At 54.6% G+C, this 20,335-nt stretch carries 20 protein-coding genes, 1 tRNA gene and 1 pseudogene; 20 read left to right on the top strand and 2 right to left on the bottom strand.

Annotated features, from left to right (window positions below; genetic code table 11):
• Positions 1-63: 63 nt before the first annotated feature.
• From FRY98_RS01530 to FRY98_RS29155, 20 genes are all read left to right on the top strand, one after another.
• Positions 64-579 carry a YceD family protein gene (locus tag FRY98_RS01530; protein ID WP_148449921.1) on the top strand — a complete coding sequence of 172 codons (516 nt, stop codon included), beginning with the start codon at positions 64-66 and terminating at the stop codon, positions 577-579.
• Between the two features lie 58 nt (positions 580-637).
• A complete protein-coding gene (gene rpmF / locus FRY98_RS01525) occupies positions 638-811 on the top strand; it encodes a 50S ribosomal protein L32 (RefSeq protein ID WP_148449919.1) in 174 nt (57 codons plus the stop codon).
• 616 nt (positions 812-1,427) lie between these two features.
• Positions 1,428-2,024, top strand: coding sequence for a transcription factor FapR (gene fapR / locus FRY98_RS01520; RefSeq protein ID WP_148449917.1), 597 nt, complete (start codon positions 1,428-1,430; stop codon positions 2,022-2,024).
• The gene (plsX, locus tag FRY98_RS01515; RefSeq protein ID WP_148449916.1) at positions 2,008-3,006 is read left to right on the top strand and encodes a phosphate acyltransferase PlsX; all 999 of its coding nucleotides are present in this window, start codon (positions 2,008-2,010) and stop codon (positions 3,004-3,006) included. Before fapR ends, plsX begins: the two co-directional genes overlap by 17 nt.
• A complete protein-coding gene (locus FRY98_RS01510) occupies positions 3,003-3,989 on the top strand; it encodes a beta-ketoacyl-ACP synthase III (protein ID WP_148449913.1) in 987 nt (328 codons plus the stop codon). The genes plsX and FRY98_RS01510 overlap by 4 nt, the downstream gene beginning before the upstream one ends.
• Positions 3,990-4,044: 55 nt before the next feature.
• Complete coding sequence (gene fabD, locus FRY98_RS01505; protein WP_148449912.1) at positions 4,045-4,980, top strand: ACP S-malonyltransferase; 936 nt, start codon at positions 4,045-4,047, stop codon at positions 4,978-4,980.
• Positions 4,981-5,087: 107 nt separating this feature from the next.
• Positions 5,088-5,837, top strand: coding sequence for a 3-oxoacyl-[acyl-carrier-protein] reductase (gene fabG / locus FRY98_RS01500; RefSeq protein WP_148449910.1), 750 nt, complete (start codon positions 5,088-5,090; stop codon positions 5,835-5,837).
• A 68-nt stretch (positions 5,838-5,905) separates the two neighbouring features.
• Entirely contained in the window at positions 5,906-6,139 is a 234-nt protein-coding gene (gene acpP / locus FRY98_RS01495; protein WP_018750834.1) for an acyl carrier protein, read from the top strand.
• Between the two features lie 133 nt (positions 6,140-6,272).
• The gene (gene fabF, locus FRY98_RS01490) at positions 6,273-7,511 is read left to right on the top strand and encodes a beta-ketoacyl-ACP synthase II (protein ID WP_148449908.1); all 1,239 of its coding nucleotides are present in this window, start codon (positions 6,273-6,275) and stop codon (positions 7,509-7,511) included.
• A gap of 12 nt (positions 7,512-7,523) precedes the next feature.
• Positions 7,524-8,222: a ribonuclease III gene (gene rnc / locus FRY98_RS01485; protein WP_148449906.1), complete on the top strand. Its 699-nt coding sequence runs from the start codon at positions 7,524-7,526 to the stop codon at positions 8,220-8,222.
• A gap of 194 nt (positions 8,223-8,416) precedes the next feature.
• Positions 8,417-11,989: a chromosome segregation protein SMC gene (gene smc / locus FRY98_RS01480; protein WP_148449904.1), complete on the top strand. Its 3,573-nt coding sequence runs from the start codon at positions 8,417-8,419 to the stop codon at positions 11,987-11,989.
• Between the two features lie 28 nt (positions 11,990-12,017).
• On the top strand, positions 12,018-13,019 hold the full coding sequence (gene ftsY / locus FRY98_RS01475; protein ID WP_148449902.1) for a signal recognition particle-docking protein FtsY: 1,002 nt from the start codon (positions 12,018-12,020) through the stop codon (positions 13,017-13,019).
• A gap of 85 nt (positions 13,020-13,104) precedes the next feature.
• Positions 13,105-13,752, top strand: coding sequence for a PAQR family membrane homeostasis protein TrhA (gene trhA / locus FRY98_RS01470; RefSeq protein ID WP_148449900.1), 648 nt, complete (start codon positions 13,105-13,107; stop codon positions 13,750-13,752).
• 178 nt (positions 13,753-13,930) lie between these two features.
• Positions 13,931-14,284: a putative DNA-binding protein gene (locus tag FRY98_RS01465; protein ID WP_148449898.1), complete on the top strand. Its 354-nt coding sequence runs from the start codon at positions 13,931-13,933 to the stop codon at positions 14,282-14,284.
• A 43-nt stretch (positions 14,285-14,327) separates the two neighbouring features.
• Positions 14,328-15,704, top strand: a complete 1,377-nt coding sequence (ffh, locus tag FRY98_RS01460) for a signal recognition particle protein (protein WP_148449896.1) — start codon at positions 14,328-14,330, stop codon at positions 15,702-15,704.
• A gap of 62 nt (positions 15,705-15,766) precedes the next feature.
• The gene (gene rpsP, locus FRY98_RS01455) at positions 15,767-16,039 is read left to right on the top strand and encodes a 30S ribosomal protein S16 (RefSeq protein ID WP_148449894.1); all 273 of its coding nucleotides are present in this window, start codon (positions 15,767-15,769) and stop codon (positions 16,037-16,039) included.
• A 22-nt stretch (positions 16,040-16,061) separates the two neighbouring features.
• On the top strand, positions 16,062-16,292 hold the full coding sequence (locus tag FRY98_RS01450) for a KH domain-containing protein (protein ID WP_068780674.1): 231 nt from the start codon (positions 16,062-16,064) through the stop codon (positions 16,290-16,292).
• 173 nt (positions 16,293-16,465) lie between these two features.
• Positions 16,466-16,984 (top strand): ribosome maturation factor RimM, encoded by a 519-nt coding sequence (gene rimM / locus FRY98_RS01445; RefSeq protein ID WP_148449892.1) that lies wholly within the window; start codon positions 16,466-16,468, stop codon positions 16,982-16,984.
• Position 16,985: 1 nt separating this feature from the next.
• Positions 16,986-17,759 carry a tRNA (guanosine(37)-N1)-methyltransferase TrmD gene (trmD, locus tag FRY98_RS01440; protein ID WP_148449890.1) on the top strand — a complete coding sequence of 258 codons (774 nt, stop codon included), beginning with the start codon at positions 16,986-16,988 and terminating at the stop codon, positions 17,757-17,759.
• A 319-nt stretch (positions 17,760-18,078) separates the two neighbouring features.
• Positions 18,079-18,210: a hypothetical protein gene (locus FRY98_RS29155; RefSeq protein ID WP_263639163.1), complete on the top strand. Its 132-nt coding sequence runs from the start codon at positions 18,079-18,081 to the stop codon at positions 18,208-18,210.
• 216 nt (positions 18,211-18,426) lie between these two features.
• Here FRY98_RS29155 and FRY98_RS01435 read toward each other — a convergent pair.
• Positions 18,427-18,500, bottom strand: a tRNA-Pro gene (locus FRY98_RS01435).
• A gap of 1,171 nt (positions 18,501-19,671) precedes the next feature.
• Positions 19,672-19,794, bottom strand: a pseudogene (locus FRY98_RS29375) (excalibur calcium-binding domain-containing protein); the annotation flags it as partial.
• Between the last annotated feature and the right edge of the window lie 541 nt (positions 19,795-20,335).

Below are 20,335 nucleotides of genomic sequence, written 5' to 3'. Positions count from 1 at the left end.
GGGCTGTTGACAAAACTTACTGAAAATCGGTATAATAATTTTTGTTTGTTTGGAGTGATATTCATGATCTTAAATTTTCGTCAGTTGGCGTCGTCCGACCGCCCGGTGGAGTTCCACCAGACGCTGGATGTCAGCCAGGTTATCAAGGGACGCAAGGATATTCAGGCGGCCGGACCCCTACAAGCCGATCTTCAGGCCGAGCCTGCCGGCGGCGGAGTGGTGAAGGTGACCGGAACCCTTGCGGGCGAACTGGACATGTCCTGTTCCCGATGCCTGAAGCCCTTGAGCCACAAAGTCGATATCGAGTTTGAAGAACGCTTCAAGCAAAGCGATCATCCCGAGGCGGAAGCGCAGGATGAAGATGAGGAACTGCAATGGGTCGCTGAAGATCAGTTGGATCTGAAGCCCTACGTTGAAGAGTCCTTTCTTCTGAACCTTCCTTTCGCGGCCTTGTGCAAGGAAGATTGCAAAGGGCTTTGCCCTTCTTGCGGAACCGATCGCAATGAGCGGGATTGCGGCTGCAATACGGAGCGGATTGATCCTCGTCTGGCCTCGCTCGGCGATTTTTTCAAAAAGTAAACAACGAACAGCGTAAGAAACCGGGAACCCGGGTTGACTTGATAAGGAGGTGGGAACCATGGCAGTACCTCAACGGAGAACGTCCAAAACGCGCCGCGACAAACGTCGTACGCACTTCAAATTGGCTGTGCCGGGCATGGTAAAATGTGAACAATGCGGCGAATTGAAGCTTGCTCACCACGTATGCAAAGTTTGCGGAACATACAAATCGAGAGAAATTATCAACGCGTAAGCGACTGTAATTTCAACAACTTCAGGTAGTATCTCATTTCGGTGAGATACTATTTTTTTTGGGGCTAGTTTCCAAACTTCCAACTCCAAAAAGATGCAAATCTGCAGGAATTTTAGGCCGATTCCCGAGGGAATGCGAAAAAAGATGCAAATCTGCAGGCATTTCCAGCGATTTTAGAGAAACGAGCCGGTTTCGTCGAAAATTCCTGCAGATTTGCAGGTATTTTGAAATTTTTAATCCAAACAGGAAAAAAGCATGCACATATGCAGGAATTCTATGTTATCAAGGTTGTCTGAAGGGGGACTAGTAATAAACGCACCCCTTCAGGAGTAGGCAAAAGCGGTAACGGAATAGTAGCTTGAACGAAGTGAAAGTTAGCGCCTTTAGACGCAAGCCGGTAATAAAGGCATATAGCCTTAAAGCAAAACCACCCGTTTGACGGGTGGCTATGATGTGCCGCGGGGCGGAAAGAACGGCGGTTAGAAGCATTGCCTCTTTCTTTTTCCGGGCAGATGTTTTATACTAGAATTTAGTACCAGGTTCTAAAATGTGATGTCATCAACCTAGCGTTTATAATAGATTGAACTGATCCTCGGAGGGGATATCCATCGAACGTTTGCCGAAAAGAGCGAGACAGCAGCAGCTCGTGAAACTTATAGAGGAAAATCCGTTTGTCACGGATCAGGAGCTGACGCGTCAGCTTAAAGTCAGCATTCAGACGATTCGATTGGACCGCCTGGAGCTGGGAATCCCCGAACTCAGGGAACGCATGAAGCTGATGGCGGAGCGCTCCTACGATCAGGTTCGGTCCCTGCCGCTGCATGAGGTGATCGGGGAAATCGTCGATCTCCAGCTGGACAAGAGCGGGATCTCCATCTTCGAAATCCGGGAGGAGCATGTTTTTTCCCGGACGGGGATTGCGCGGGGACACCATGTGTTCGCCCAGGCCAACTCCTTGGCCGTCGCCGTGATTAACGACGAGATCGCTTTGACGTTCTCCGCCGACATCCGGTTTATCCGCTCGGTTCATTTGGGGGAGAAGTGCATCGCGAAGGCTTACGTGCGTCCGATGTCCGGCAACAAAGGCAAGGCTCGGGTCGAAGTATTTACCTATGTGGGGGAAGAAATGGTTTTTCAAGGGAACTTTGTCATCTACCGGTCCACCGCCGATGACAATCAAGAGGGAGGAAATAGCCATGCGAATCGCGATTGACGCCATGGGCGGGGATCACGCGCCGAAGAGCACCGTGGAAGGCGCGCTGGCCGCGGCCCGGGAATGGAGCGACGTGCAAATCGTGCTGGTCGGCCGCAAGGAGGCTTTGGAACCGCTGATGGCGGGGGCTCCGTCCAATCTATCGATCCAGCACGCCGAAGAGGTGATCGAGGCCGAGGATGAGCCCGTTAAGGCGGTCCGCCGCAAGAAGGACGCTTCGATGGTCGTAGCCGGACGGATGGTCCGCGAAGGCCAAGCGGACGCGATGATTTCGGCGGGCAATACGGGCGCGCTTATGACGACCGGCCTGCTTGTCGTCGGGCGGCTGGAGGGGATCGAACGGCCGGCCCTGGCGCCGATGATTCCTACGCTGGACGGACGCGGCGTATTGGCGCTGGACTTGGGCGCGAATATGGACGCGAAGCCGGAGCATCTGGCGCAATACGCGCTGATGGGCAGCATTTACCGGCAAAAGGTTCACGGTATGGAGAAGCCGCGCGTCGGCTTGCTGAACGTCGGAACGGAAGCGAAGAAGGGCAACGAATTGACGAAGGCGGCTTATCCGCTGCTGGAGGAGACGCCGATCGCGTTTGTCGGCAATGTCGAGGCGCGCGATATTCTGACCGGGGCTTGCGATGTCCTCGTCTGCGACGGGTTTGCCGGCAATATTTTGCTTAAAACCTTGGAAGGGACGGCCGGCGCCATGTTCTCGCTGCTCAAGCAGGAGTTTACCAAATCGCTGAAGAACAAGCTGGCGGCGGCGATGCTGATGCCGTCCCTGAAAGGGCTTAAGCAGACCTTGGACTATAAAGAGCACGGCGGAGCGCCGCTGCTCGGTCTTAGCGGCCTGGTAGTCAAGGGGCACGGCTCTTCGGACGGCGATGCGATCAAAAACGCGGTTCGCCAGGCGCGGACCGCCCTGCAGAGCCGGTTGACGGAAAGTATCGCGGAGGAAATCGGGAAACGGATGGTGCAATCATGAAATTTCGTTCAATTGGAATCGTCGGGTACGGCAAGTATGTGCCCGAGAAGGTGTTGACCAACGCCGATTTGGAAAAAATGGTAGAGACGAACGATGAATGGATCGTATCGCGGACGGGGATCCGCGAACGCCACATCGCCGCGCCGGAGCAGGCGACTTCCGATCTGGCGTACGAGGCGGCGGTCCGGGCGCTGAAAACGGCCGGTCTGGCGGCGGAGGATGTGGAGTTGATCATCGTCGCCACCGTGACGCCGGACACGACCTTTCCTTCGACCGCCTGCATTTTGCAGGAAAAGCTGGGGGCGAAGAAAGCCGCCGCTTTCGACCTGTCCGCGGCATGCTCGGGCTTTGTGTACAGCATGGCGACCGCGAACGGCTTTTTGCAGACGGGCATGTATAACAATGCCCTGATCATCGGGGCGGATACGTTGTCCCGCATTACGGATTACACCGACCGGAACACCTGCGTTCTGTTCGGGGACGGAGCCGGAGCGGTCGTTCTGGGCGAAGTTCCGGAGGGCCGCGGCTTCCTCTCCTTCGACCTTGGCGCGGAAGGGGCCGGCGGGCCGCTGCTGAAACTCGAGGGCGGCGGATCCAGACTCCCGGCCTCGGAAGAGACGGTAAAGGGCGGCAAGCACTTTATTTACATGAACGGCCGCGAGGTGTTCAAGTTCGCGGTGCGGGTCATGGGGACGGCGACGGAGGAAGTGCTCCGCAAGGCCGGCAAGAGCAAAGAGGATATCGATCTTTTCGTGCCGCATCAGGCCAATATCCGGATCATTCACTCCGCAATGCAGCGCCTGGAATTGCCGGAGGAGAAGTGCGTGATCAACGTGGATAAGTACGCGAATACCTCGGCGGCTTCGATTCCGCTTGCCTTGGTCGAGGCGGCGGAAGAGGGGCGGATGAAGGAAGGCGACACGGTGCTTCTGGTCGGCTTCGGCGGAGGATTGACCTGGGGGGCGTCCGTGCTCGTTTGGTAATCCGCGCGGCGTGCAGATTGCAGATTAATGAAGGACAGGAGGGCGTGATCGGAAGATGGGGAAGATCGCCTTTGTTTTTCCGGGACAGGGTTCCCAACATGTAGGAATGGGCAAAGATATGTATGACGGCGTGTCGGAGAGCCGGCGCTTGTTTGAGCGGGCGGACGAGGTGCTCGGCATGCCGCTGTCGAAGCTGATTTTTGAAGGGCCGGACGGCGATTTGAAGCAAACGGCCAACACGCAGCCGGCGCTGCTGACGACAAGCGTGGCGCTTTATGAAGCGTTCGCCGCGAAAGGGATCAGACCGGACTATGTGGCCGGACACAGCCTTGGCGAATACAGCGCTTTGACGGCGGCGGGCGCGCTGAAGTTTGAGGAAGCCGTTGCGATCGTAAGGGCCCGCGGCGAATTTATGGAGCAGGCGGTACCCGGCGGCAAAGGCGCCATGGCGGCCGTGCTGGGCGGCGAACGCGAGGCGCTCGCGGGGCTGTGCAAAGAGATTGCGGACGGTGGCGACCTGGTCGAGCTGGCCAATATCAACTGCCCGGGCCAAATTGTCGTCTCGGGTACCCGTGAAGGGATTGCCAAAGTTGTCGAACGGGCGAAGGAGATCGGCGCCAAGCGGGCGATTCCGCTGGAAGTGAGCGGACCGTTCCACTCCTCGTTGATGACTTCGGCGGCGGAGCGGCTGCGGACGAAACTGGCCGAGGTGCAGTTCGGGGACGCCGACGTTCCGGTCATAGCCAATGTGACGGCGCGTCCGGTCCAAAGCGCCGGGGAGCTTGCGGACCTGTTGGTCCGTCAGGTGTACAACCCGGTTCTCTGGGAGGACAGCGTGAGATTTCTGATCGCCGAAGGCGTGGATACCTTTGTCGAGTTGGGGCCTGGCAGCGTGCTGGCGGGCTTGATCAAGAAAATCGACAAGAGCGTCCGGATTCTTAACGTCAACGGGCTGGAGAGCCTGGAAGCATCGGCGGAAGCGCTCCGCTAAAAGATTAGGCTGACAAGCTCATCCTTTTCTGGTATTTTTAAGCTTGACCTCCCTTGATTTAGAATCCAAAAGGTATATCCTCTTTGGGGAAGGAGATGAATGACATTATGGCAAAACCGCTTGAAGGGCAAAACGCTCTGGTTACGGGCGCGTCCCGCGGAATCGGACGCAGCATCGCCCTTGCCTTGGCCGAGGCCGGCGCGAATGTCGCGGTGAACTATGCCGGGAATGAACAGGCGGCTGCGGGCGTCGTGGCCGAGATTGAAGCGCTGGGCGTTAAAGCCTATGCGGTGAAGGCTCATGTCGGAAACAGCGAACAGTTTGAAGGGATGGTCAAGGGCGTGTTGGACGCCTGGGGCAAGATCGACATCCTCGTAAACAACGCGGGAATCACTAGAGATAATTTGATTATGCGGATGAAAGAGGAAGAGTTCGACGAAGTCATCGAGACGAATTTGAAGGGCGTGTTTAACGGAATTAAAGCGGTGACGCGTCCGATGATGAAGCAGCGTTCCGGCCGGATCATCAACATCTCTTCGGTCGTCGGCACGCTCGGCAATCCCGGACAGGCCAACTATGTGGCCGCCAAGGCCGGCGTCATCGGTTTGACGAAATCGTCGGCCCGGGAGCTCGCGTCGCGCGGGATCACCGTCAACTGTATCGCCCCGGGCTTTATCGAAACGGATATGACCGATCAGCTTTCCGAAGAACTTCGGGAAGGCATGCTGAAAGGCATCCCGCTCGCGAGGCTCGGCCAGCCGGAAGAGATCGGCAAAGTGGCCGTTTTTCTGGCCTCGGACAGCGCGTCCTATATGACCGGACAGACGCTGCACGTCGACGGCGGAATGTACATGTGATTCGCCCGCTATCGCTTCTGGCATTTTACTTTTAATTCTCGTATAATACCAAAGAGGAGGTGAACCGGATGTCCGATGTATTGGATCGCGTAAAACGCATTGTGGTGGATCGCCTTGGTGCTGATGAAGCCGAAGTTACGCTTGAAGCTTCTTTCAAAGATGATTTGGGTGCGGATTCTCTCGATGTCGTGGAATTGGTCATGGAACTCGAGGATGAATTCGACCTGGAAATTTCCGACGAAGATGCAGAGAAGATTACGACCGTAGGTGAAGTTGTAAACTACATACAATCTCATACCTAAAGTCATCTTTAAAAGTCCCGTACCTCCTTATTAAGCAGGCGGGACTTCTCCTCATCTTGAGAGAGTTCAAGGTTGTGGACAAGGGCAACAGCGAATTATGATTACACATGAAGTCTATACGAGGTGAGTGTGTTTGAAACATAGAGTAGTAGTGACCGGCATGGGCGCGGTGACGGCACTCGGACATGATCTTGAAACGTTCTGGGGCAACCTTATGCAAGGGAAATCCGGCGTATCCAAGATCGAATCGTTCGATGTCAGCGAGTATCCGACCCAAATAGCCGCTTCGGTGAAAGACTTCAATCCCGAAGATTATATAGATCGCAAGGAAGCGAGAAAAATGGACCGCTTCGTTCAGTTCGCCGTAGCCGCGGCTACGACGGCATTGAAGGACAGCGGCCTGAATATAGCCGAGCAGACCGACCCGGAGCGGGTTGGCGTCATGATTGGCTCGGGCATCGGGGGTCTGGGCACGTGGGAGGACCAGCACAACATTTTGCTGCAAAAAGGTCCTAAACGCGTCAGCCCGTTCTTTATTCCCATGATGATCGCGAACATGGCCTCCGGGCATGTCTCGATCCTGTTCGGAGCCAAAGGCCCGAACAGCACGGCGGTGACTGCGTGCGCGACCGGAACTCATTCCATCGGCGATTCGTACAAGCTGATTCAGCGCGGCGACGCGGATGTGATGATTTGCGGCGGCGCGGAAGCAACGATCCGTCCAACCGGCCTCGCCGGATTCTGCTCGATGCGGGCGATGTCGACCCGCAACGACGAGCCGGAGAAAGCCAGCCGGCCTTTCGACGCGGAACGCGACGGTTTCGTCATGGGCGAAGGCTCGGGCATCCTCATTCTGGAGTCGCTGGAACATGCTCAGAAACGCGGCGCCAAGATCTATGCCGAAGTGATCGGCTACGGTCTTAGCGGCGATGCCCATCATATGACCGAACCGGATCCGAACGGACCGGAACGGTGCATGAAGATGGCGATTCGCGATGCGGGCATCGACGCTTCCGAGGTGGATTACATCAACGCTCACGGTACATCGACGCCGGTGGGCGACCGCTCGGAGACGATCGCCATCAAGCGTGCGCTGGGGGATCATGCCTCCAAAGTCGCGGTCAGCTCGACCAAATCGATGACCGGCCATCTGCTCGGCGCAGCCGGCGGCGTGGAAGCGGTCATCTGCGGTCTGACGCTGAAGAACGGCGTTATTCCGCCTACGATCAATCTGGAGCATCCGGATCCGGAGTGCGACCTGGATTATGTTCCGAACGTAGCCAGACAAGCCGACGTTAAAGTGGCCATGTCCAACTCTTTCGGATTTGGCGGGCATAACGCCACGATCATTCTGAAGAAATTCGAAGCATAAGGGGACAGTCTGTTGAGCGGAGATCTGAAGCAGTTACAACAAAAACTTCAACTGGCATTCCAAAACAGACAGCTCTTGAAACAGGCCTTTACTCATGCGTCTTATGTAAATGAGCACCGGTTCAGCCATCATGAGGATAACGAGCGTCTGGAATTTTTGGGAGATGCCGTGTTGGAACTGACGGTTTCGGAACATTTATATCGGATTTTCCCGGACCGGCCGGAAGGAGAATTGACCAAGCTGCGCGCGGCGATCGTTTGCGAGCCGTCCCTGGTCAAATTCGCCGAGAGTCTGGAATTCGGCAAATACGTCCTTCTGGGCAAAGGTGAAGAATTGACCGGCGGGAGGACGCGTCCGGCTCTTCTGGCCGATGTGTTTGAGTCCTTCGTCGGGGCGCTTTACCTCGATCAAGGGCTCGAGGCGGTTACGTCGTTTTTGCATCATCACGTGTTCTCCCAGATTACCTTGGACGGCAAGCTTCAAACGACGGATTACAAAACCGAGCTTCAGGAGCTTACCCAACATCACAACATGGGCGTACTGGAGTATCGGATCATCGAGGAGCGAGGACCGGCGCATGAACGGGAATTTGTGTCCGAGGTCTACATGGAAGGACAGGGATTGGGCCGCGGTACCGGCAGATCCAAGAAAGAGGCCGAACAGCAAGCCGCTGCGGTAGCGCTGGAGCGGTTGAAGCAGGAACTGTCCTAAGTGGAACATTCTCATAAGGAAGAGCCGCGTCTCTCGATTGCAGCCTTAGCCGACATCAAGTCGGTTAAGGCTGCTTTCGTGTTTATGGATAGCTTATAGTCTTGGGGCGGAGGAGCGGGCGCAAACCTCTTTTCTTCGCCTGTCCCGGGGGCCTGCGGTATGGTACAATAGTCGTTAGAGGTGATCGTGAACGTATGTTTTTGAAACGGATCGAGTTAGCAGGTTTTAAATCCTTCGCCGACAAAACGGAAATGGAATTTGTCCGCGGAATTACGGCTGTGGTCGGGCCTAACGGCAGCGGCAAGAGCAATATTTCCGACGGAATCCGCTGGGTGCTGGGCGAACAGAGCGCCAAATCGCTGCGCGGCGGCAAGATGGAGGATATCATTTTTGCCGGGAGCGATGCGAGAAAGGCGGTCAATTACGGGGAAGTATCCCTGACGCTGGACAATTCCGATCATGCGCTGCCCTTGGATTTCAGCGAAGTGACGGTCACCCGGCGGGTGCACCGCAGCGGGGAAAGCGAATACCTGATCAACAAACAATCCTGCCGGCTCAAGGATATCACCGAGCTGTTCATGGATACCGGAATCGGCAAAGAAGCTTATTCGATCATTGGACAAGGGCGGATCGAAGAAATTTTGAGTACCCGGTCCGAGGATCGCAGAGGGATTTTTGAAGAGGCTTCGGGGATTGTCAAATACAAAAGCCGCAAACGCGATGCTCGCCGCAAGCTGGATGAAACGGAGCAGAATTTGCTGCGCATTCACGATCTGGTCAGCGAATTGGAGGATCAAATCGGTCCGCTGAAGGAGCAATCGGAGAAAGCCCTGAAATATAAAGAGCTGCGCGAGCAGTTGAAAAATAAAGAAATTTCCCTGTACGTCCACCAAATCGAGCAAATCCACGAAACGTGGAGCGAGGCGAACAGCCGGCTGACCAAGCTTCAGGATGAGCATACCGCCTTGTCGACGGTCGTGTCCGCGCACGATGCCAAGCTGGAAAACGAGCGGCTGGCTCTGCGCCGGGTGGAGGATCAAATCGAGCTGCTGCAAGCCCAGCTTCTGGAGTATAGCGAGAGCTACGAAAAGAGCGAAGGCTTCGGCGAGGTTTTGAAGGAACGCGCCAAGAACCTGACGCAAAACCGCGACCAGCTTCGCCAGTCGCTTGCCGTGAGCGAAGAGCGGTATGCGCAGCGGGCTGCGGAGATGGAGGCGCTCGCGGCCAAATTCGCGGTTTCGGAGAAGCAGTTGACGGAGTTGCGGACCGAGCTTTCCGCCGAAGAAGCGAAGCTGGTCGGAGTGACGGGCGGAATCAGCCAGGAGCAGGAGGAAGGGCTGAAGGGCCAGCTCCTGGAGATCATGAACCTGATGGCCCATACCCGGAGCGAAATCCGTTATGCGGATCAGCAGAAAGAAGGCGTGCAGCGCAGAATGGCCCGCTCCGAGGAAGAGGGAGCCAAATGGCAAGACGAGCTCGATCGGCTCAAAGGCAAGAAGCAGGAGCTGGAGCGGACGCTCGAGCAGCTTGGCAAGGAAATCGCCGATTTGCGGAACAAGTATATCGCCGAGAGCGAGAAGCACCAGTCCCTTCAAAGATTGATGGAAGAAAGCCAAAACGGGATCCGTAAGTGGGAGCAGAAGCGAGAAGGCTTGATCTCCCGCCGGGACACGATGAAGGAGATGGAAGAGGATTTCGACGGGTTTGCGCTGGGGGTCAAGGAAGTGCTTAAGGCCGCGCGCAAATCGGCGCTTCACGGCGTTCACGGCGCGGTCGCCGAACTGATCCGCGTACCGGAGAAGCTGGAGATCGCCGTGGAGACGGCTTTGGGCATGGCGATGCAGCACATCGTCATGGAGAATGAAGCGGTCTCCCGCCAGGCGATCGCTTTTCTGAAGCAGCGCCAGCTCGGCCGGGCGACTTTCCTGCCGCTGGACGTCATCCGTCCGCGCCAGATCTCCGCCTCGGATAAGCGCATGCTGGAGGAAGCCGACGGTTTTGTCGGCATCGGCGCGGAGCTCGTCGGCTACGAGCCGCGCTATGCCGACATCGTCGGCAGCCTGCTGGGCAATGTCGTCTTTGCCAGCGATCTGGAGCGGGCGAACAAAATGGCGGCCCGCTTGCAATACCGCTTCCGGATCGTGACGCTGGAAGGCGATGTCGTCAACGCGGGCGGTTCGATGACCGGCGGCAGCCAGCATCGCAAGAACAGCAACCTGCTCGGACGTAAACGCCAGCTGGATCAGCTCGCCGCGGACATCGCCGAGAGCGACGAGATGCTGGCCAAGCTCCGCCAAGGCTTGCGGGATATCCGCGAGCAGCTGGCGGGCGCGGAGAAAGAGCTGGAGAAGCTTCGCGAGGCGGGTGACCAGAAACGGACGGAGGAGCAGGGCGTTGCCGGGACGCTGAAGCAGATCGACCACGAGTGGCGTCATGTTTCGGAGCAGTTCCAGCTCTACGGCCAGGAGAAGGGCCATTATCTCAAGGAGCTTGAGGACCTGGACAAGAGCAAGGCCGAAGCCGAAGCCAAGCTGCTTGAGCTGGAGAAGGAAGAACAGTCCGTTCAGCAGTCCATCCAGGCGGCGGAATTCGCCCGCAAAGCCAATGAATCGGCGAAGGAAGAACTGCAGGATTTGCTGACCGGACTGAAAGTACGGGAAGGCAAGCTGGATCAGGAGGTCTTCTCGCTGCGGGAGCAGCTCAGACGGTCCGAGGAGGATTGCAGCTTGCTTAAGCGGGAGCTCGATCAGAACCGCAGCATCCTTCAATCGATCGAAGCCGACCTGGCCCAGAACGAGCGCCAGTCGGTCACCCAGCGCGAGGAGCTGAACGACTACAAGCTGAAAAAAGCGCGCGCCGGCGAGCAGTTGGAGCTGGAGCGGGCTTCCCGCATGGCGCTCGTCAAGAAGCTCGAGGAAGGCGAGAGCGAGACGAAGGAGCAGCGCGTCGCGCTCAAAACCGTGGAAGAACAGCTTCGTCAGACGGAAATCCAGGCGAACCGGCTCGATGTGGAGCTCGATAACATCCTCCGCAAGCTGGCCGACGATTACGAACTGACGTATGAACGGGCGAAGCAGCTTTACGACGTTCCGGAGGACGTGCCGCAGACCCAGGCCGAGATCAAGGAGCTCAAACGGCAAATCTCGGTGCTCGGCGAGGTCAACCTGGGCGCGATCGAGGAATTTGAGCGCGTAAATGAACGCTACCGTTTTCTCAGCGAGCAGAAGGATGATCTGGTTGAAGCGAAAACGACGCTGTACCAGGTGATCAAGGAAATGGACGATGAGATGTCCAAACGGTTTAAAACGACGTTCGACGCGATCCGCCGGGAATTCGTTATCGTCTTCTCCAAGCTGTTTGGCGGAGGACGAGCCGATCTGATTCTGATCGATCCGGAGAACCTGCTGGAGACGGGGATCGACGTGGTCGCCCAGCCGCCCGGGAAGAAGCTGCAAAACCTGCAGCTTCTCTCCGGCGGGGAACGGGCGCTGACCGCGATGGCGCTGTTGTTTGCGATCCTGCAGGTCAAGCCAGTGCCGTTCTGCGTGCTTGACGAGGTGGAGGCGGCACTGGACGAAGCCAATGTGGCGCGGTTCGCCCAGTATCTCCGCGAGTTTTCGGAGCAGACGCAGTTTATCGTCGTGACCCACCGGAAAGGAACGATGGAGGAAGCCGACGTGCTGTACGGCGTTACGATGGAGGAAGGCGGGGTTTCCAAACTGGTTTCCGTCAAGCTGGAGGATGAGGAAACGATGGAAATCGCCTGAGACTTAACATAGATCTAGGAGGGAACCTATGAGTTTTTTTAAGAAACTGAAGGAAAGCATCGCTTCCAAAACCGAATCGGTCACGAAGCAGTTTAAGGAAGGGTTGGAGAAAAGCCGCAAGGGGTTTGTCGAGAAGGTCACGGAACTCATTACCCGGCGCAAAAAGATCGACGAGGAATTTTTCGAGGAACTGGAAGAAATTCTAATTGGTGCGGATGTCGGCGTTAACACGGTGATGAAGCTGATCGACGAACTGCGCTCCGAGGTGAAGAAGCGCCGGATCGAGGATGCGGCCGAGCTGCAGCCGATTTTGTCGGAGAAGCTGGTGGAACTGCTGCGCGGCGATGAAGACAACGACCTGCGTTTGAATCCCGACGGGATCACCGTCTTTCTGTTCGTGGGCGTCAACGGGGTCGGCAAAACGACGACGATCGGCAAACTGGCGCATCACTTCAAACAGCAGGGCAAAAAAGTGATTATGGCCGCAGGGGACACCTTCCGGGCCGGAGCGATCGAGCAGTTGGAAGTGTGGGGCAAACGCGTCGGCGTGGACGTGATCAAGCAGCAAGCGGGATCCGATCCGGCGGCGGTGATGTTCGACGCCGTGCAGGCGGCCAAGCAGCGAGGCGCGGACATTCTGTTGTGCGACACGGCCGGGCGTCTGCAGAACAAAACGAACTTGATGGAAGAGTTGAACAAAATTTTCCGCGTCATTCAGCGGGAGATTCCTGGCGCACCGCACGAGGTGCTGATGGTGCTTGACGCCACCACCGGCCAGAACGCGCTTAATCAGGCGAAGCTTTTCGGCGAGAAGAGCGGGGTGACCGGGCTCGTGCTGACCAAGCTCGACGGAACGGCCAAGGGGGGGATCGTCATTGCGATCCGTCAGGAGCTTAGCCTTCCTGTCAAGCTCGTCGGTCTCGGCGAGAAGATGGAGGACCTGCAGAAATTCGATTCCGAACAGTTCGTTCACGGCCTCTTCGCCGGCTTGATCCGCGAAGAGGAAGAAGCCGAGGAAAAAGCGGAGTAACCGATGTGGGCGAACGCCCATAAGATGATTGAGGACCGTTTCGTCGGGAACATTTGCATAACGAGTCATTTGCGGAGGTGAAAAGATGGCCAATACACATACTTATCCGCGGCGCGAGGAAATCGCCAATGCCATTACCCACGGCATCGGCGCGCTGCTCAGTTTGGCCGGATTGGTGCTGCTGATCGTATTTTCCAGCATGAAGGGAACGGCCTGGCACGTCGTCAGCTTCACGATCTACGGGGTGAGCATGCTTTTGCTGTACCTGTGCTCCACGCTGGTCCACAGTTTCAAGGAAGGGAAAATCAAGGATCTGTTCGAGTTCCTGGATCATTCGTCCATCTACATTTATATCGCCGGAACGTATACCCCGTTTATGCTGGTTGCGATCCGCGGACCGCTCGGCTGGAGTCTGTTCGGGATTGTATGGGGGATTGCGCTGCTCGGCGTCGTGTTCAAAGCGTACTTCGTGAAACGATTCCTGTTCATGTCCACGTTTTTTTACCTCATTATGGGCTGGCTGATCGTGATCGCCTGGGGGCCGTTGACGGCGGCCGTGCCGGAGCCGGGAATCGTGCTGCTTGTAGCGGGTGGGCTTCTGTATACGCTCGGCACGGTGTTTTACGTATGGAGGGCCTTCCCTTATCATCATGCGATTTGGCATCTGTTTGTTCTGGGAGGCAGCATCACGCATTTCTTCGCGATTCTGATGTACCTGCTTCCGCATCGGTAGGACGGATTGGAATGTTGATTCAGGGGGAGCCGCAGCTTGGGTTTACAGGCTGCGGCTGTTTGTTTTGTGAATATTTCGCATGTTAAGGAGTTTTACTTGACAATGCATGCGCGATTGGGTATGATTAGGAACGTTGATGCGCTGTAAAGTGTTTTTCCTTGACGGAGGGGGTGCCCAAGTGAGTCAGGAGAATAAGCTTGAGAAGACCAATCGGATCAACTTGTTGTTTGATTTTTACGAAGCGTTGCTGACCGAAAAGCAGCAGACGTTTCTCAGATATTATTTTCTCGATGATTTTTCCTTGGGCGAGATCGCCTCGGAATTTGCAATTAGCCGCCAGGCGGTGTATGAACATATTAAGCGGGCCGAAGAGATGTTGGAGGCTTACGAGGAAAAGCTGGGGCTGCTTCGGAAAGACGAAGAGCGCAGCGAACTGCTGTCCCGCTTGCAGCAAGTGCTTGAGGAGAGCGGGATGTCTCAGATACATAAAGAGACGGCCAAGCAGCTGCTCCGGCAAGCGGAACAGTTGTAGCCAAGCGGTTGGACAAGGACTATGGAACGGAGGTGACCGGTGAATGGCTTTTGAAGGTTTGACGAATCGATTGCAGAGCGTGTTCAGCAAGCTTCGCGGCAAGGGCAAAGTTTCGGAGGACGATGTGAACGAAGCGATGCGTGAAGTTCGCCTCGCTTTGCTGGAAGCGGATGTCAACTTTAAAGTGGTCAAGGATTTTATCGCCAAAGTGAAAGAGAAAGCTGTCGGCAGCGAGGTGATGGACAGCTTTACGCCGGGCATGGTCATCATCGATATTGTAAACAAAGAGCTGACCGAGCTGATGGGCGGCAGCCAAGCCAAGCTGGCGAAGAGCAACCGGCCGCCGACCGTCGTGATGATGGCGGGTCTGCAGGGCGCCGGGAAGACGACGACTTCGGCCAAGCTGGCCAAGCTGCTCCTGAAGGGCAATCACCGGCCGCTTCTGGTGGCGGGGGATATTTACCGCCCGGCGGCGATCAAGCAGCTGCAGGTGCTCGGCGAGCAGATCAAAGTTCCGGTATTTACGCTGCCGGAAGGCAACAGTCCGGTGGAGATCGCCAGACAGGCGCTGCAGCATGCGAAGGACAACGGCAATGACTACCTGCTGATCGATACGGCCGGCCGGCTGCATGTCGACGAGGCGTTGATGGAGGAGCTCCGTCAAATCCACGAGGTCACGAAGCCGGATGAAGTGCTGCTCGTGGTCGATGCGATGACCGGTCAGGATGCGGTAAATGTCGCCGAAAGCTTCAATGCGCAGTTGGAATTGACCGGGGTTGTGCTCACCAAGCTGGACGGGGATACCCGCGGCGGTGCGGCGCTGTCGGTCAAAGCGGTGACGGGGTGCCCGATTAAGTTCGCCGCTCTCGGCGAGAAGATCGATGCGCTGGAACCGTTCCATCCGGAGCGGATGGCTTCCCGGATTCTTGGCATGGGCGATATGCTCTCGTTGATCGAGAAAGCTCAATCCAATATCGATGCCGAGAAGGCCAAGGAAATGGAACGTAAGATGCGCAATGCGGAATTTACGTTTGATGATTTCCTGGAACAGATGGATCAGGTGAAGAAGCTCGGTCCGATCGATCAGATCATGGACATGATTCCGGGCATGGGCAAGATGAAACAGATGAAGGACATCAAGGTCGACGAGAAGCAAATGAGCCGGGTGGAAGCGATCGTGCACTCCATGACGAAGCAGGAGAAACAGAACCCGGACATGATCAACCACAGCCGCCGCAAGCGGATCGCCGCGGGAAGCGGAACTTCGCTGGCGGACGTGAATCGTCTGATCAAGCAGTTTGATGAAATGCGCCGCATGATGAAGCAGTTCTCGGACATGATGGGCCCGAAAGGCAAAGGGTCGAAAATGATGAAGCAGCTCGGCAAAGCGGGCAAAGGCATGAGGTTTCCTTTCCGGTAAGAGTTCGTTCGATTGCCGGATGAAATAGATTTAAATTTGATTCTTTAAAGGAGGTGAATTTCGTGGCAGTTCGTATTCGTTTGAAACGCATGGGTGCTCATAAAGCTCCTTTCTATCGTATCGTGGTGTCGAATTCCCGTTCCCCGCGTGACGGCCGTTTTATCGAGGAGATTGGTTTCTACAACCCGGTTGCTGAACCGGCTGTAGTGAACATCGACGAAGAGAAAGCGTTGAAATGGCTGCAAGACGGCGCGCAAGCATCCGATACCGTTCGCAACCTGCTCAGCAAAGCAGGCGTGCTGAAGAAATTTCATGAGCTTAAGCAGCAAAAATAATTGCTGATTTCGGAGGGTCCTAATGGAACAATTAGTCGGCGTTATTGCGAAGGCTCTTGTTGATCATCCGGACGATGTCCGTGTGGAGGTCGTGGAGAAAGAACACCTGATTGTCTATGAGCTGTCCGTACATCCCGACGATGTAGGGAAAGTGATCGGCAAACAGGGGAGAATCGCCAAGGCGCTCCGCACGGTTGTGGCATCGGCAGCCGTTAAGATGGATAAGCGGGTTACCGTGGACATCATGTCTTAAAAATATACGAAAGCGGGTTAGGATGTTTGTCCTAGCCCTTTTTCGTACATGCTGAAGCTTGAGGGAAACGGGAGAAGCCACCCGTACAGAATAGAATATAGCTCAAACCGAAGTTCGGGCGGATCTATCGCAGGACTGCGGCGAAATTGCGAAAAGTTGTTTGGGAGGTAAAAATGTCGGACTCATTATTGCAGGTAGGAAAAATCGTGAATACGCACGGCATTCGCGGCGAATTGAAGGTGCTGCTCCATACCGACTTTCCGGAGGTGCGCTTTGCGCCGAAGTCGAAGCTGTTGATGATCGATCCCGAAAAGGGCGGTCCCATTCAGGTAACTGTGGCGGCGGCCAGACCTTACAAACAGATGTATATCGTGAAGTTTGAGGAATACGGAAATATCAATGACGTGGAAAAATACAAAGGTTATGATTTGAAGGTGCCGAAGGAAGAAAGTGTGGAGCTGCCGGAAAACGAGTATTACTTCCACGAAATTATCGGGTGCCGGGTCGTGGACGAAGAGGGCCGCGAACTCGGCGTGATCGAGGAGATTTTGCGCCCGGGGGCCAACGATGTGTGGGTCGTGAAGCAGCCTAATCGCAAGCAGCTCCTGCTCCCTGTGATCGATGAGGTGGTCCTGGATGTGGATGTCAAAGCGAAGCTCGTCAAGATTCATCTGATGGAAGGACTGCTCTGACATGCGCATGGACGTCTTGACCCTGTTTCCGGAAATGTTTGAAGGCGTGTTTCACAGCAGCATTCTGGGGAAAGCCCGGGAAAAAGGCATTGTCAACCTGCACGCGGTGAATTTCCGCGATTATGCGGGAAACAAGCACGGCAGCGTGGATGATACGCCCTATGGCGGAGGCGGGGGGATGGTGCTGAAGCCGGAGCCCATTTTTCATGCGGTGGAGGATCTGCTGGAAAGACGTAGGGAAGCGGGGGAGGAAGCGGGTCGCCCTCCGCGGATCATCCTGATGTGCCCGCAGGGAGAAAGCTTTACGCAGCGGAAGGCGGAGGAACTGGCCGCCGAGGATCATTTGATCTTCATTTGCGGGCATTATGAAGGCTATGACGAGCGGATCCGCGAGCATCTGGTAACCGACGAGCTGTCGATCGGCGACTATGTACTCACCGGCGGAGAGCTGCCGGCCATGGTCATTATCGACAGTGTCACCCGTCTGCTCCCCGGCGTGTTGGGCAACGAAATGAGTGCCGTCACGGATTCGTTCAGCACGGGGATGCTGGAATATCCCCATTATACGCGTCCCGTGGAATTTCGCGGCTGGAAGGTGCCGGATATTTTGCTGAGCGGACATCATGCCAATGTGGCCGACTGGCGCCGTAAAGAAGCGCTGCGCCGGACCTGGCAGCGCCGGCCCGATCTGTTGGAGAATCTTGATTTATCCCCCAAAGACCGGAAGTGGCTGGAGGAATTCGAGAAAGAATCCGGGCGGAACATGCAGGAATAAAAGAAAATTGAAATAAATCCATCAAGGAGAACCGTCGTCGATGAGGCTGCGGTTCTTTTTTTCTTACTTGGGGAATAGGACGTCGCATCGTACTCATAGGATGAACTTGGTGATCCGATGGCGAAAGTGGGGTGGCGAACATGACGATGACATAGAAACGGTCACCTTTTACAGGCTTGCGGCATATAATGAAAACCTAATGTGGAAATGCGGAGTGCGCGGGGTGTTACATTCACGTCCAAACGGGGTAAATAAAATTGCAGGACCTTCGTTCGATGAGGGTCGCAAGGGTTGCAAGGAATGTAGGAGGCAAGTGAATATGGAACAACATGTGAACCAGACGGAATCTGTACAGCAGCAGCCGTTTTCCGATCAGGAAACGACCCAACAGGAAGACGATGTATTTATGACTGTGGATGATATTTTAAAATTTTACGGTGAACGAACCTAAGGTTTACTTCAAGGAGGTTATCATCATGCTTGAATTTTTGATCGATCCGCTCGAGACGGAACAGGAGCTGTTAAGCGAAGTACTGCCCTACGAATAAAAAGGGAAGAGATCATCTCACGGCGGTGTCGGAGACGTCTTTCTATAAGAATAGAGGCTAGAAAAAACACCTTATTCAGGTAGAAACCCGAATAAGGTGTTTTTGTTTGGTTGATATGATCGGAGTAGCGGGATTCGAACCCACGGCCTCACCCACCCCAAGGGTGCGCGCTACCTGACTGCGCCATACCCCGATAAGTTAAGTGTTAAAATTCGCGTGTTTACGCGGTTTCCCGGACATTGTTCGGTAGCTCAGGCGAAGGATTTGCGCCTCCATATACAATTTACATTACGATTATACTTCATAGGCGCACACCCTTGCAAGAATTAAACGCGCACCCCTGAGGATAATTTTCCGTACTAAAGTAGTTTTTTCGGTCTCATACCGCAAATCCCTTGTAGATTTCGCGTTCATCTCTTCGGAGGTGGGATCTATAGTTTGACTTTTGAATTGCATACTAGGTGCCTCGTCAGGCAACCTTGGCTAACAAGAATTCCTGCATATCTGCAAGTTTTTTTCCTGTTCGGAGCAAAAATTTCAAAATTCCTGCGATTCTGCAGGAATTTTCGACGAAACTAGCTCGTTTCTCTAAAATCGCTAGAAATACCTGCAGATTTGCATCTTTTTTCGCATACCCTTGTGGATCGGCCTAAATACCTGCAGATTTGCATCTTTTGGAGTTGGAAGCGCACCAGGCACCTTGGTAGTAGTGGGCTTAATACGGATTTGGATGTCTGTGGGTTTGAGACTGCGTACTTTTCGCGTATCACACCCACTTTAATTTATAATTGACGCAGCGGGTTCTCGTTTCCTCCTACTACGATGTCTCATGAGGCAATAGACAGCAGTGTAGAGGGTTCTTTTCACATTTTTCACCTGCAGCTCATTAGAATTAAAAGGAATTACTCCAGTTAATTTGGTGCATATGCGGCTTTAGAGGCGAAATAGCTGGAGAACCTCCCGCTAATTCGCTTGAAATTGAGTATATCGGTAATAGGGCCGCGAAATAGATGGAGTTTTTCCAGCTAAATCCGGTAGAAGAGCCAAGATCGGTACATTAACGGGAGATTTTCCCGTTAATGATGTGGGGATGTCGGTGACGTATCTCCGAAACTATTTCATATCCTTCCCCAACGCCAATTCTTTAGTTCAACCTATCTAGCCTTCTCAACATTTCCACCCGTAGTTTGGATAATCAATTCATTATTTTCATTAATTCTTTGCCTTAATCCTTTTAGTATTTCATGAACGCTATATTCCATCAGAAGGACACCCTTTCTGCTATCCCGCAAACCAGGATGTATATAAATTATTTTTTTCTTACTAGTGGGGCCCTTATCATTAAGAGCCCCGCATCGTTTACTTCATTCGCACGCTATTCCATCGCCGTCGCGGTCCAATTTTTTACGGTATCCCGGATCACCTTCGTAAAGAGGTGCGGCACCGGCCTCTCTGGCAGCGGAACAGTTTTTGTAGTACACGTCACTGCTCGATTTCTTTGTGGTGGTTGTTGTTCTTTTCTTGGTTGTTGTTTTCTTCGATTTGGATGTCGTCGTTTTCTTTTTCGTCGTCGTTTTTTTAGTCGTTGCAGTTTTATTCGCAGTTGCTTTCGTTGCCGCCGCAAAGCTGTCTTTTTCGGCCGCGGTTGAGGACCCCACGGACATCGTCAGCACAAGCGTACAGGACAGTATGAAGGTCACTATTTTTTTTGTCATCCTAACCTCATTTCCTTTCATGGTTGAAATTTCCTTGGTTTATTTCGCCATATGGTTCTTTTTTCCTCCCTCAAGAATTAAGAAAATGGCCAATTCCGTTACGGCTTGGACAGCCGGGCAGATCAATAAAGGTCTTTTAGGCCTTTATTTTGTCGAACTCGGCTGGGCAGTGAGAAATAGCGGAGTTTTAGGCCCTTATTTTTGGAAAAAGCAGGCCAAACCTTGATTTTGGTGCCTGCATCTGGGAAATAAGACTTTTTTGACCGCTATTTTCCCCGTGGAGCCGAATCGGCTTGAAATAACGCCCCAAAAG

It is taken from the genome of Paenibacillus faecis, assembly GCF_008084145.1.
Taxonomy (GTDB): Bacteria; Bacillota; Bacilli; order Paenibacillales; family Paenibacillaceae; genus Fontibacillus; species Fontibacillus faecis.
This window is presented reverse-complemented; position numbering and strand designations above follow the sequence as displayed.

What these genes read in the sequence shown, in the direction of transcription:
- rpmF (WP_148449919.1), top strand. Translation starts at nt 638, where the DNA reads ATGGCAGTACCTCAACGGAGAACGTCCAAAACGCGCCGCGACAAACGT.
- ffh (WP_148449896.1), top strand. Translation starts at nt 14,328, where the DNA reads ATGGCTTTTGAAGGTTTGACGAATCGATTGCAGAGCGTGTTCAGCAAG.
- FRY98_RS01510 (WP_148449913.1), top strand. Translation starts at nt 3,003, where the DNA reads ATGAAATTTCGTTCAATTGGAATCGTCGGGTACGGCAAGTATGTGCCC.
- fabG (WP_148449910.1), top strand. Translation starts at nt 5,088, where the DNA reads ATGGCAAAACCGCTTGAAGGGCAAAACGCTCTGGTTACGGGCGCGTCC.
- trhA (WP_148449900.1), top strand. Translation starts at nt 13,105, where the DNA reads ATGGCCAATACACATACTTATCCGCGGCGCGAGGAAATCGCCAATGCC.
- rimM (WP_148449892.1), top strand. Translation starts at nt 16,466, where the DNA reads ATGTCGGACTCATTATTGCAGGTAGGAAAAATCGTGAATACGCACGGC.
- FRY98_RS01450 (WP_068780674.1), top strand. Translation starts at nt 16,062, where the DNA reads ATGGAACAATTAGTCGGCGTTATTGCGAAGGCTCTTGTTGATCATCCG.
- plsX (WP_148449916.1), top strand. Translation starts at nt 2,008, where the DNA reads ATGCGAATCGCGATTGACGCCATGGGCGGGGATCACGCGCCGAAGAGC.
- fabD (WP_148449912.1), top strand. Translation starts at nt 4,045, where the DNA reads ATGGGGAAGATCGCCTTTGTTTTTCCGGGACAGGGTTCCCAACATGTA.
- FRY98_RS29155 (WP_263639163.1), top strand. Translation starts at nt 18,079, where the DNA reads ATGGAACAACATGTGAACCAGACGGAATCTGTACAGCAGCAGCCGTTT.
- FRY98_RS01530 (WP_148449921.1), top strand. Translation starts at nt 64, where the DNA reads ATGATCTTAAATTTTCGTCAGTTGGCGTCGTCCGACCGCCCGGTGGAG.
- smc (WP_148449904.1), top strand. Translation starts at nt 8,417, where the DNA reads ATGTTTTTGAAACGGATCGAGTTAGCAGGTTTTAAATCCTTCGCCGAC.
- acpP (WP_018750834.1), top strand. Translation starts at nt 5,906, where the DNA reads ATGTCCGATGTATTGGATCGCGTAAAACGCATTGTGGTGGATCGCCTT.
- ftsY (WP_148449902.1), top strand. Translation starts at nt 12,018, where the DNA reads ATGAGTTTTTTTAAGAAACTGAAGGAAAGCATCGCTTCCAAAACCGAA.
- trmD (WP_148449890.1), top strand. Translation starts at nt 16,986, where the DNA reads ATGCGCATGGACGTCTTGACCCTGTTTCCGGAAATGTTTGAAGGCGTG.